Below are 12,180 nucleotides of genomic sequence, written 5' to 3'. Positions count from 1 at the left end.
TTGTTTCTTTCTTCTTACCATAATCTAGTTTTCAGGGAATAATTTTTCGAAATTACACTTGAAAAAATATCTAAAACATGTATAATAATACATGTCTGATAAATAAGTCTGGTGGCGATAGCGAGAAGGTCACACCCGTTCCCATACCGAACACGGAAGTTAAGCTTCTCAGCGCCGATGGTAGTTGGGGGTTCTCCCCCTGTGAGAGTAGGACGTCGCCAGGCATACCATTATTCCGCAGTAGCTCAGTGGTAGAGCATTCGGCTGTTAACCGAACGGTCGTAGGTTCGAGTCCTACCTGCGGAGCCATTATTTTTATTATATGTTAGCCAAGGTGCTTCCATAGCTCAGCAGGTAGAGCACTTCCATGGTAAGGAAGAGGTCACCGGTTCGAGCCCGGTTGGAAGCTTACGAAAATAAATATGGCCCATTGGTCAAGCGGTTAAGACACCGCCCTTTCACGGCGGTAACACGGGTTCGAATCCCGTATGGGTCACCATTTGGAGGATTAGCTCAGCTGGGAGAGCATCTGCCTTACAAGCAGAGGGTCGGCGGTTCGATCCCGTCATCCTCCACCATTGATTCTTAAAAGTTTATAAATTTATTGCCGGTTTAGCTCAATTGGTAGAGCAACTGACTTGTAATCAGTAGGTTGGGGGTTCAAGTCCTCTAGCCGGCACCACTTTTTTAAATTGTCATTAGTTTGAATATCGGAGGGGTAGCGAAGTGGCTAAACGCGGCGGACTGTAAATCCGCTCCTTCGGGTTCGGCGGTTCGAATCCGTCCCCCTCCACCATTTATGATTGGACAATATTAATTATATGTCCTTTTTATATTTTTGGGCTATAGCCAAGCGGTAAGGCAACGGACTTTGACTCCGTCATTCGTTGGTTCGAATCCAGCTAGCCCAGCCAACGAGCCATTAGCTCAGTCGGTAGAGCATCTGACTTTTAATCAGAGGGTCGGAGGTTCGAATCCTCCATGGCTCATCTTTCTTTAAACCAAACACAATCGTGTTTGGTTTTTTTGTGCTTTTTAAGCATGGCATTCTTGTTGTTTCCTCTCGGGATTTATAGAATATTCGCATATATATACATAAAGATGTTGAGTTGAGTCATTGTTTCAGAAGAAGGTACAATAAAAGAAGAATATGACTGGAGAGATGGGGGAGGATTTTCATGAGAAAGCTGACTATTATTGGAATGCCGATGGATCTTGGACAAATGCGCAGAGGTGTAGATATGGGGCCAAGTGCAATCCGTTACGCAGGTATTTTTGAAAGATTATCAAAGCTATTTTCCTCTATAGAAGATTGGGGAGATATATCAGTAGGAAGACCAGAAACCATAATAGATGTCCAAAGCAATCTTAGAAATCTTCATTTAATAGCAGAAAAAAATCAAATGCTTGCAGAAATGGTTGATAAGATTATTCAATCAAAGTCATTTCCTCTTGTTTTAGGCGGAGATCATAGTATAGCAATTGGGACACTTGCTGGAGTATCTAAGCATTACACCAATTTAGGTGTCATTTGGTATGATGCACATGGAGATTTAAATACGGCAGAAACCTCTCCATCAGGGAATATTCATGGGATGCCACTGGCTGTAAGTTTAGGATATGGGCATGAGCTATTGACCAATATATTAGGAACCTCTCCTAAAATAAAACCAGAGCATGTAGTGATAATAGGAGCTAGATCTTTAGATGAAGGTGAGCGCAGGCTTATAAAAGAATTAGGAATAAAAGTTTTTACCATGCATGAAATTGATCGACTAGGGATGACGAAGGTGATGGAGAGTACGATTGATTATTTAAAGGAAAAAACAGATGGGGTACACTTGTCTCTAGACTTAGATGGATTAGATCCAAATGATGCACCAGGAGTTGGAACACCAGTACCTGGGGGAATAAGTTATAGAGAGAGTCATTTAGCTATGGAAATGTTAGCGGAGTCTGGACTTATTACTTCCGCTGAATTTGTAGAAGTTAACCCGATATTAGATGAAAGAAACAAGACTGCCTCGTTAGCTGTAGCATTGATGGGTTCACTATTTGGAGAAAAATTACTATAAATTAAAATCTAAAAAGCAGGCATGGATGTGCACTGCTTTTTAGATGATAATTGGACTGAAAGCAAGATAAAAAGCAATCTTATTATTTAACAGATAGTTCACTACATATTTTTTCATATTTATTTAATAACAAATCTAATTTTGTACTTAAGTCAACAACTTTTGGGTGCGAAAAAGAAGTGTTGTTTGCCAAATAGATCATCATTTCACGATGTTCTTCAATGTCTTTTAATAATTTTCTATCACTCATTTGCTTCACCCTCTATATGTTTTTATAATTCTTCATAATCTATATAGCCGTAGTAAATTCAAATGTTGCTTGTCTTGATTTTAGCATATTATTACTTTTTTTATAACCAATTCTAAAAATTTTAAACATTATGTGGCATTATTTGTTAAAATAAGAATGAGTATCCTAAAAAAGATAGATGTGCATAATAGGGAGATTTTTCACTACATATAAGTGAGAATATTATTTTTTTTATACATAAATAAAATTTTTTTAGAGAAAAAATGAAACCTTTCCTGCTGTCGATTCGTAAATCGATTAGCCGCACTAGAGCGGAGGTAAATAGATGGAAGCATTAGTAAAAAAAAGGATTCAACAAGTTTTAAAAGGGGATAAAAATGCATTTGGTGACATAATCGAACTATATAAAGATAAAGTGTTTCAAATTTGTTATCGGATGTTGGGGAATAGGCATGAAGCAGAGGATATAGCACAAGAGGCTTTTATTCGTGCATATGTGAATGTTCATCGCTATAATATGGAATATAAGTTTTCAACATGGCTATATCGTATTGCGACAAACCTATGCATTGACCGTATAAGAAAAAGGAAACCAGATTATTATCTTGATGCAGAGGTTCCAGGAACAGACGGCTTAAATATGTACTCGCAAATTTCCTCGGATGGAAAATTGCCTGAGGAAGATGTAGAGAGTATGGAACTGCAAGCAATGATACAAAGGGAAATCTCCAAACTTCCTGAAAAGTATCGAGCAGTCATCGTTTTAAAATATATCGAAGAACTTTCTTTAAATGAGATAAGTGAAATTCTGGAGCTTCCTTTAGGAACAGTTAAAACGCGTATTCACAGGGGAAGAGAAGCGTTGAGAAAACAATTACGGTATGTCTGATAAAGAAGGTGAAAATAATATGACTTGTTCAACAGAGATTATTTCCTATATGCATCAATATCTTGATGAAGAAATAGAAGAAGAGAATTTAAAAGAATTAAAGAAGCATTTAGATCAGTGTGAAGAATGTGCAACTCATTTTCATGAACTGAAAAAAACTATCGCACTGGTCCAAAGTACTTCTCACATTCAAGCACCAATGAACTTTACAGAAAATATACTTGCTAAATTACCGGAAGAAAAGAAGCAAGTCAGAGTGAAACGATGGCTGCGTCATCATCCTATGCTTGCTGCTGCTTCCCTTTTCCTTATATTAATGATATCGAGTCTAATGTCGTCATGGAATGAGGATCATCAGTTTTCTGTTTCGAAACAGCCAAATATAATAGTAGAAAATAATACAGCTATTGTGCCAGAGGGAGAGACAGTAAAAGGTGATGTGATCGTTCGTAATGGAGATATTAAAATAGAAGGACAAGTTGAAGGAAATGTAACAGTAATCAATGGAAAGAAGTATATGGCTTCTGCTAACCAAGTAACTGGTGATATTAAAGAGGTAAACGAGATATTTGATTGGTTATGGTACCATATAAAGAAAACTGTAACGGATATTACAGGGGTATTTAGTGATGAGGATAACACCCAAAAAAATAGCCTTCCTGCAATTTAATTTTAAATTGCAGGTTTTTTTATTTAGTTTTACATGTATTTTTCTTTCGAGTAAAAATAGGGCTTAAATACAATGGAGACACATATACTACTGATATGGACAATCTAATTGTTTTCAAGATAGTTGGTTATGCTTTTCTTTGTATTAATTGGAATTGTGTTATAATATGATAATTGTAGGTTTTCTCCTGACATGTTTGAGTTAGGGAAAAATCTTCAAAACGTCACTTTTGAAATATATACTTTGGAGGAAGGAAAATGTCGTTTGCAGATTTCCCTTTTTTAAAATATTTAGCGAATACAGTAGACATTATCCTTGTTTGGTATGTCATTTATAAGATTATTACAATTATCCGTGGGACAAAAGCGGTACAATTGTTGAATGGAATATTTGTTATTTTAATTATTAAAATGTTAAGTGACTATTTCCAACTACAAACATTAGGCTGGATGATGCAGCAGGTAATACAGTGGGGTGCATTAGCCCTTATTATTATTTTCCAGGGAGAATTAAGAAGAGCTCTCGAACAATTGGGGCGAGGGAAGTTTTTTTCACGATCCGTTGTTCAAGAACATGAACTCCAAGCCCAGTTAGTGGAATCCATTGTAAAAGCAGTAGACTATATGGCTAAACGAAGAATTGGTGCGTTAATCACAATTGAAAGAGAAACAGGAATGAGTGATTACATAGAAACAGGTATAGCGCTTGATTCAAAGATATCTGCAGAGCTATTGATTAATATTTTTATTCCGAATACTCCACTGCATGATGGAGCCGTTATTATACAAAAAACAAATATTGCCGCAGCTGCATGTTACCTTCCTCTATCGGAAAGTCCCTTTATTTCAAAAGAGCTGGGAACTAGACATAGAGCGGCACTGGGCATTAGTGAAGTAACAGACAGCTTAACCGTCGTTGTTTCAGAGGAAACGGGTGCAATCTCCATAACGAAAAACGGTGATTTGCACAGAGAATTAAAACTAGATGCATTTAGAGAAATGTTATCTAGTGCCTTGATAACACCTTCTACCAAACAAACCACGTCTAGTAAGTGGAGCTGGAAGGGGAAGAAAAATGAGTAAATTGTTTAATAATGTAATAGGTAAAAATTGGTTTACAAAAGTTTTATCCTTAGCTTTTGCTCTTTTACTTTTTTCCTATGCATATGATCCCAATGAAAGTTCAACAGATGTAAATGTTCCAGGTGATTCTGAAACTGTTATTTTAGAGGATATTCCGGTAACAGCCTATTATGATACTGAAAATGTAGTTGTCACAGGGATACCGAAAACAGTTACCGTCACTTTAAGAGGTCCAACGGTTCATATACAGCAGGCTAAATTGAAAAAGGATTTTGAGGTATATGTTAATTTAGCAAATGCTAATTTAGGAAGTAAGACCGTTCCCCTTCAAATAAAGAACTTATCTGATAAAATTAGGGCAACGATTGATCCCGAAACGATAAAAGTCACGGTTAAAGAAAAGGTTACTCAAGAATTTAATGTAGAAGCAGAATTTAGCAGTAACGCTATTGCGAAGGGATACGCTGCTGGAACACCGAAAATTGAGCCAAAAACAGTTAAGGTTACAGGAGCAAAAGATGAGATTGAAAAAATTGCCTATGTAAAGGCAAATGTAAATCTTGATGGAAATACAAATGAGGCAGTAAGCCAACAGGCGAAGGTTTCTGTATTGGATGGTAGTTTAAATAAATTAAATGTGCAAGTGGAACCAGAAATAGTAGAAGTGAATATTCCTGTCAAAAGAACGAGTAAAACAGTACCTATAAATATAGTGGAACAAGGTAAGCCACAGGATGGTATAACGATTGACTCGATAACTTTGGATACAAAGGAAGCAACTATCACTGGTCCAGAAGATGTTTTAAAAGATGTGGAAAGCACAAGAGTTGAAGTTGACCTAAGTAAAATAGAAAAGGATGAAGAATTAACATTACCTGTCATTATATCCAATGGGGTAACATCTGTTGATCCAGAGCTTGTAAAGGTTACAGTAAAGGTAACAGCAGCACAGCAAGAACAAGAAAAAGAACAGAAAGAGGATGAGCAGGAGAATCAAGATTCAGAGGAAGCCGCGACGACAGAAAAAACAGAAACAAGAACGTTAAGCAATGTACCTATTACTATTATAGGCTTAAATAGCGATTTGGAGGCAACCATTACTAAACCAAAAAGTAGTAGTACAAGTCTTCGGATTTCTGGGGAGCAAAATAGGGTAAGGGAATTGAGTGTCTCTGATTTTAATCTCTATATAGATTTAACAGGAATGGATGATGGGGAGCACGAAGTCCCTATTAAAGTAAATGGGCCTGACAATATAGATTGGGAACTAGCTACGAATACGGCGAGTGTGTCTATTACAAATAAAGAGGCTTAACATAAAACGTGATCTATACTAGTTAGAAGGAGCGATATAGAAATGGGTAAATATTTCGGTACGGACGGAGTACGAGGTGTGGCAAATAGTGAACTAACACCAGAAATAGCGTTTAAGCTAGGAAGATATGGTGGTTTCGTCCTAACAAAAGACCACGACAGACCAAAGGTATTAATCGGACGAGATACTCGTATTTCCGGACATATGCTGGAAGGAGCGCTTGTAGCAGGATTGCTTTCCATTGGTGCAGAAGTAATGCGCTTAGGTGTTATCTCTACACCAGGTGTATCCTATTTAACAAAGGCATTAGGAGCACAGGCGGGAGTAATGATTTCTGCATCGCATAACCCGGTCGCAGATAATGGAATTAAATTTTTTGGTCCTGATGGTTTTAAACTATCGGATGAGCAAGAGTTAGAAATTGAAGCACTTATTGATCAAGCAGAAGATACGCTGCCTAGACCAACGGGTGCAGATCTTGGTCAGGTTGATGACTATTTTGAAGGTGGTCAGAAGTATCTGCAATTCTTAAAACAAACAGTGGATGAAGAATTTGCAGGTATTCACATTGCATTAGATTGTGCACATGGAGCAACTTCTTCCTTAGCAATGCATTTGTTTGCAGATTTGGATGCGGATATTTCTACAATGGGCGCATCACCGAATGGATTAAATATTAATGATGGCGTAGGTTCTACACACCCTGAGGCGCTTTCTAAATTTGTCCTAGAAAAAGAAGCAGATGTTGGGTTAGCCTTTGACGGTGATGGTGATCGTTTGATTGCTATTGATGAAAATGGGGATATCGTTGACGGCGATCAAATAATGTATATATGTGCAAAATACTTAAAAGAAACAGGAAGACTCAAAAACAATACAGTTGTGTCTACTGTCATGAGTAATTTAGGCTTCTATAAAGCGCTAGAACAACACGCAATTACGAGCATTCCAACTGCTGTTGGAGACCGTTATGTAGTCGAAGAAATGCGTAATAATGGCTATAACCTTGGTGGAGAACAGTCAGGACATATTATCTTCCTTGACTACAACACAACAGGTGACGGTCTTTTAACTGGGCTGCAATTAGTTAATATTATGAAAGTAACAAAGAAAAAGCTATCGGAGCTTGCAGGAGAAATGAAGAAATTTCCGCAAAAATTAGTGAATATTAGAGTGACAGATAAATTTCATGTAACAGATAATGAAAAAGTAAAAGAAGTAATTGCAAAAGTGGAACAAGATATGAACGGAAATGGAAGGATTTTAGTTCGTCCTTCTGGAACAGAGCCACTTGTACGTGTGATGGCGGAGGCTCCAACAGAGGAATTATGTGAAGCTTATGTGAATGTTATTTCCGAAGTTGTTAAAGAGGAAATGGGTTTACCAGAAGAATAAACTTAAACACATAAGGGACTTATACTAATATCTATGCAATTTGGAACACAATTAGCACGATAGAATACATTATTAGGGTGAAAGACATTTCCGAAGGAATGTTTTTTACCCTATTATTTTTTCCGCTTTTCGTGTCGGAATGTATCCTACCTCAGTTAATGAAATAAAAATTTACGATTTTGTCATAGGATTGTATTTGACGGAACGATTCTTGGTAGGGTATGATTAAATTGCTTTTTGAATAAAAGCAAACCTGTTGTTAAGGAGGATAGGAGTTATTTTAGGAATTTGAAGCGCCTGGACTAGTAATGGACGACACGAAACTAGTTGACGAGGAGGAGGTTTATCGATTTTTCGGCGGATGCCTCCCGGTTGTATTAGCCAATCGTAAGTCATACTTTAAAACATTAAGGTAACTTAATGCACAAAGAGTAGGGCATGCTAATCAGAAGCGTAATCTTTAAGTTGTATTATCTACAACCTTTTGTTTTTATCTGTCTTTATGCAGGACAAAAGATGCAGTATATTACGACTTATAACCCCAAAAAAACAGAGATAAGGGAGCAAGTTTGTTCCCTAAATAGTGACTTCTTGCTCCCTTAGAACGGAGGAAAAGAAGTATGTGCGGAATTGTTGGTTATATTGGAAATCAGGATGCGAAAGAGATTTTATTAAAAGGTTTAGAAAAACTAGAATATAGAGGCTATGACTCAGCTGGTATTGCATTAAGCAATGGAGAGGGAGTTCAAGTTTTTAAAGAAAAAGGACGAATTGCTGACCTACGCAGTATTGTGGACGAAGAGGTATTTGCACCTGCTGGAATTGGTCATACACGCTGGGCAACTCATGGCGTGCCAAGCAGATTAAATGCGCACCCACATAAAAGTGCATCAGAACGCTTTACAATTGTTCATAATGGCGTTATTGAAAACTATGACTTATTAAAGAAGGAATATCTTGCTGATATCACTTTGAAAAGTGATACAGACACGGAAGTCGTTGTTCAACTTATTGAACATTTTGTAGAAGCTGGAAGTGATGTAAAGGCAGCATTTGTTCAAACACTAAAGTTATTAAAAGGGTCTTATGCATTTGCCTTATTAGATGAGCAAAACAAAGACATGATATATGTAGCAAAAAATAAAAGCCCATTATTGATAGGTTTAGGGGAAGGCTTCAATGTTATCGCAAGTGATGCAATGGCTATGCTTCAAGTAACTGATCAATATGTGGAATTAGTAGATAAAGAAATTGTGATCGTGACAAAAGACGAGGTAACGATTGAAACATTAGAGGGAGAGGTTATTTCCCGGGAAGCATATACGGCAGAACTAGATGCTAGTGATATTGAAAAAGGGACATATCCTCATTATATGCTAAAAGAAATTGACGAACAGCCAGTAGCTATTCGCAAAATTATTCAAGAATATCAAGGCAAAGATGGAAAGCTGACAATTGATCCAGCGATCGTGGAAGCGGTGAAAGCTGCCGATCGTCTGTACATTGTAGCTGCTGGTACATCTTATCATGCCGGTCTTCTTGGAAAGCAATTTATTGAGAAATTAGCAAAAATCCCTGTAGAGGTTCATGTTGCAAGTGAATTCGGCTATAATATGCCGCTGCTTTCTGAAAAGCCACTGTTCATCTTCATTACACAAAGTGGAGAAACAGCAGATAGCCGTGCTGTACTTGTGCAAGTGAAGGAGATGGGGTATCCAACTCTAACAATCACAAATGTACCAGGCTCCACATTGTCTCGTGAAGCGGACCACACCTTATTATTGTATGCTGGTCCGGAAATTGCAGTAGCTTCTACTAAAGCTTATACTTCGCAAATGGCTGTATTGTCTATCCTTGCAGAAGTAACAGCAAGAAACAAAGGCTACCAGATAGATTTTGATCTTATTCATGAATTAGGTATCATTGCCAATGCCATGGAAGGCGTTTTTGAAGATAAAGAAGAGCTAGAGGCTATTGCTCGAGAATATCTGGAAACATCAAGAAATGCTTTCTATATCGGGCGCGGCATTGATTACTATGTTGGCCTTGAAGGTTCTTTAAAGCTAAAAGAAATCTCTTACATCCAAGCAGAAGGATTCGCAGGTGGAGAATTAAAGCATGGAACAATTGCTTTAATTGAAGATGGAACACCTATTATCGCATTAGCAACACAAGAGAGTGTTAACTTAAGCATACGTGGTAACGTGAAAGAGGTAGTAGCTCGCGGAGCAAACCCATGCATCATTTCAATGAAAGGCTTAGAAATGGATGGCGACCGCTACATCGTACCAGCTGTGCACGACCTGTTAACACCCCTTATCTCTGTAGTACCATTACAATTAATTGCTTACTATGCAGCACTTCATAGAGGCTGTGACGTAGATAAACCACGTAACTTGGCTAAGAGTGTTACGGTGGAGTGATTTATTTTGTAATTCTTTATGTGAGTTGTCTTCAAATAAAAGTTCCCTTCCTTAGATAAAATTAAGGGTTCTTAGATAAAAATAACGTTCCAATTCCGAAGGTTCTCCGGTACTTTTCCCGGCAGACCTTCGGTTTTTTTTATGCGAAAAAGCGGGTGAAAACCAGATTGAAATCCAATGGGGATTCGGCAAATTTTCATTCTGTTTTTAGGTGCAAATTCAATCGCTTCGTTCTATTCCATATTCCTCCAATCCTTTGTCCAATAAGGGTTGGGACTGACTTTTTGTAGTGGAATATAATTAAAGGGGAGAATTGGAAGAGAATAATAATCAAATAGAAGGTGTATTACATGATGCTGGTATGTTTGTAGGATTAGCAGATGATCGTCCTATTGGATATGGCCGTTTGATATATTATCAGTAATTATTCAATCCAAAGAGGTGTTCAAAAAACAATGGAGCTATAAACTATTTGCCAATTAACAGATAGAAACCATGCAGTGTTAGGTTTTACTTATTTTAGTATTTATTAAAATAAGTAAAACAGATAAAATAAGATTAGATATTAAAGTATTCATAAAGTGAGGTATTTCTATGAATAATGAATTATTTGAGAAAGTTTTGAGTAAAGATGGATGTAACATCCACTATTGGGTTTCAAATAAAGGAAAGAGTTCATGGTTAATATTCTTACATGGTGCTGGTGCTGATCACGAGATGTTCAATGAGCAAGTACCAATTGTAAGTAATGAGTTCAATCTCTTGCTTTGGGATGCAAGAGGTCATGGTTTATCTAGGCCCATGGGTGATAAATTTAGTATAAAGTTATTGATGGATGATTTAGTAGAGATAATGAATAAAGAAGGTATAAAAAAGGCGACATTTGTTGGTCAATCAATGGGTGGCAATACAGCACAAGAGATGGCATTCTATTATCCATATAGAGTAGAGAAGCTAGTATTGATTGATTGTACTTGTAATACAATGAAGTTGACAGGTTTAGAGAGGTTTTATTTGAACTTAACCCCACTTATTATTCGGATGTATCCATGGAGCTACTTGGTTAACGCAAGTGTGAAAGCAAGTGCGATAAAACCGCATGTACAATTCTATTTGAAGCAGGTATTTGATCTGGTAGGAAAAAAGGATTTTATGAAAATATTTTTAGCAACTGCAGCATGTTTACATTATGAAGAAGAATATAAAATAAACAAACCTATCTTGCTTGTTTATGGAGAACATGACCAAACAGGAAATATTAAAAGAATTGCTTCTTCATGGGCATCTAGTGAATCAAATTGTAGGTTGTTTGAAATATCCAATGCAAGTCATTGTGCTAATCAGGATAATCCTTCACAATTTAATACTGTTTTTTGGGACTTTTTGAATGATCAATAGATAACTGTAAAAAGAGAGGTATATTCAGTCATGGACGTTAATAAGTTGGAGTATGATGAAGAAAAACAGGTATTTGTAGAAAAGTTAGGTATTTATTATGAGGACTATGGGATTCCACGAATTGGTGGAAGAATTTTAGGATTATTATTAGTTTCTAATCAACCTATATCAGCTGAACAAATGTCCAATCTTTTAAAGGTAAGCAGAGGGAGTGTATCGACAAACGTGAGACTCCTAGTTTCTATGGGATTGTTAGAGAAAGTATCAGCTGTTGGAGATAGAACAGATTATTATTCCGTTAGTGAGTCCATATGGGATAATGCCATAAAAACGAGGATTGATGGTTTTAAAAACTTGAAAAAAATTGTAGAACTAGGTTTAAAAGCATTAGAAGAACACTCTGATGCAAATAAGAAATTTTCTGAAATGCTCCTTTGGGTTGATAGTATGATCTCTAGTCATGAAAAAGTGTTGTTAGAATGGAGGAAAGAAATCAAAGATAAAAATTAGTAGTAGATATAATTGAGCAGGAACATCAGGTGGTCCAGTCTATAAAAAAGATTTATCATTTAAAACAAAGTTCGGTTATTTAAAATAAAGAATGATAATTTATAATAAAGTTTGTTTAAAATCCTGTTTTTACAGGATTTTTTTCTTTAACTCTAGGGTAGCGTTTATCGAAA

10 protein-coding genes, 8 tRNA genes and 1 rRNA gene are annotated in these 12,180 nt (G+C 36.7%); 18 read left to right on the top strand and 1 reads right to left on the bottom strand.

Going from position 1 to position 12,180, the window contains the following annotated elements; translation table 11 throughout:
* Window positions 1-107: 107 nt before the first annotated feature.
* From rrf to rocF, 10 genes are all read left to right on the top strand, one after another.
* A 5S ribosomal RNA gene (gene rrf / locus BCI01S_RS19170) occupies window positions 108-224 on the top strand.
* Between the two features lie 10 nt (window positions 225-234).
* Window positions 235-309 (top strand) — tRNA-Asn (locus tag BCI01S_RS19165).
* A 27-nt stretch (window positions 310-336) separates the two neighbouring features.
* Window positions 337-409 (top strand) — tRNA-Thr (locus BCI01S_RS19160).
* A 15-nt stretch (window positions 410-424) separates the two neighbouring features.
* Window positions 425-499 (top strand) — tRNA-Glu (locus tag BCI01S_RS19155).
* Window positions 500-502: 3 nt separating this feature from the next.
* Window positions 503-578 (top strand) — tRNA-Val (locus BCI01S_RS19150).
* A 28-nt stretch (window positions 579-606) separates the two neighbouring features.
* Window positions 607-682 (top strand) — tRNA-Thr (locus tag BCI01S_RS19145).
* Window positions 683-712: 30 nt separating this feature from the next.
* Window positions 713-796: transfer RNA gene (locus BCI01S_RS19140), tRNA-Tyr, on the top strand.
* Window positions 797-839: 43 nt separating this feature from the next.
* Window positions 840-914, top strand: a tRNA-Gln gene (locus BCI01S_RS19135).
* Between the two features lie 2 nt (window positions 915-916).
* A tRNA-Lys gene (locus BCI01S_RS19130) sits at window positions 917-989 on the top strand.
* A gap of 189 nt (window positions 990-1,178) precedes the next feature.
* Entirely contained in the window at window positions 1,179-2,075 is an 897-nt protein-coding gene (gene rocF, locus BCI01S_RS19125) for an arginase (RefSeq protein ID WP_047943944.1), read from the top strand.
* A gap of 82 nt (window positions 2,076-2,157) precedes the next feature.
* Here the strand turns inward: rocF and BCI01S_RS24920 are convergent, their stop codons facing one another.
* Entirely contained in the window at window positions 2,158-2,325 is a 168-nt protein-coding gene (locus tag BCI01S_RS24920; protein ID WP_082138414.1) for an aspartyl-phosphate phosphatase Spo0E family protein, read from the bottom strand.
* Between the two features lie 325 nt (window positions 2,326-2,650).
* On the opposite strand from BCI01S_RS24920, the gene sigW reads away from it, so the two are divergent.
* From sigW to BCI01S_RS19085, 8 genes are all read left to right on the top strand, one after another.
* Window positions 2,651-3,214: an RNA polymerase sigma factor SigW gene (gene sigW / locus BCI01S_RS19120; RefSeq protein ID WP_047943945.1), complete on the top strand. Its 564-nt coding sequence runs from the start codon at window positions 2,651-2,653 to the stop codon at window positions 3,212-3,214.
* A 19-nt stretch (window positions 3,215-3,233) separates the two neighbouring features.
* Window positions 3,234-3,884 carry an anti-sigma factor family protein gene (locus tag BCI01S_RS19115; protein WP_047944013.1) on the top strand — a complete coding sequence of 217 codons (651 nt, stop codon included), beginning with the start codon at window positions 3,234-3,236 and terminating at the stop codon, window positions 3,882-3,884.
* Between the two features lie 257 nt (window positions 3,885-4,141).
* Window positions 4,142-4,966, top strand: coding sequence for a diadenylate cyclase CdaA (gene cdaA / locus BCI01S_RS19110; protein WP_047943946.1), 825 nt, complete (start codon window positions 4,142-4,144; stop codon window positions 4,964-4,966).
* On the top strand, window positions 4,959-6,281 hold the full coding sequence (locus tag BCI01S_RS19105; RefSeq protein WP_047943947.1) for a CdaR family protein: 1,323 nt from the start codon (window positions 4,959-4,961) through the stop codon (window positions 6,279-6,281). Before cdaA ends, BCI01S_RS19105 begins: the two co-directional genes overlap by 8 nt.
* Before the next feature lie 42 nt (window positions 6,282-6,323).
* Window positions 6,324-7,676, top strand: a complete 1,353-nt coding sequence (gene glmM, locus BCI01S_RS19100) for a phosphoglucosamine mutase (RefSeq protein ID WP_047943949.1) — start codon at window positions 6,324-6,326, stop codon at window positions 7,674-7,676.
* A 620-nt stretch (window positions 7,677-8,296) separates the two neighbouring features.
* A complete protein-coding gene (glmS, locus tag BCI01S_RS19095; RefSeq protein WP_061800741.1) occupies window positions 8,297-10,099 on the top strand; it encodes a glutamine--fructose-6-phosphate transaminase (isomerizing) in 1,803 nt (600 codons plus the stop codon).
* 594 nt (window positions 10,100-10,693) lie between these two features.
* Window positions 10,694-11,497 (top strand): alpha/beta fold hydrolase, encoded by an 804-nt coding sequence (locus BCI01S_RS19090; RefSeq protein WP_061800739.1) that lies wholly within the window; start codon window positions 10,694-10,696, stop codon window positions 11,495-11,497.
* Between the two features lie 30 nt (window positions 11,498-11,527).
* The gene (locus BCI01S_RS19085; protein ID WP_061800738.1) at window positions 11,528-12,007 is read left to right on the top strand and encodes a GbsR/MarR family transcriptional regulator; all 480 of its coding nucleotides are present in this window, start codon (window positions 11,528-11,530) and stop codon (window positions 12,005-12,007) included.
* The last annotated feature ends 173 nt before the right edge of the window (window positions 12,008-12,180 follow it).

Source organism: Niallia circulans NBRC 13626, assembly GCF_001591585.1.
Classification (GTDB): Bacteria; Bacillota; Bacilli; order Bacillales; family Cytobacillaceae; genus Niallia; species Niallia circulans.
Note: the sequence above shows the minus strand (reverse complement) of the source record. Positions and strands in the feature narration are given on the sequence as shown.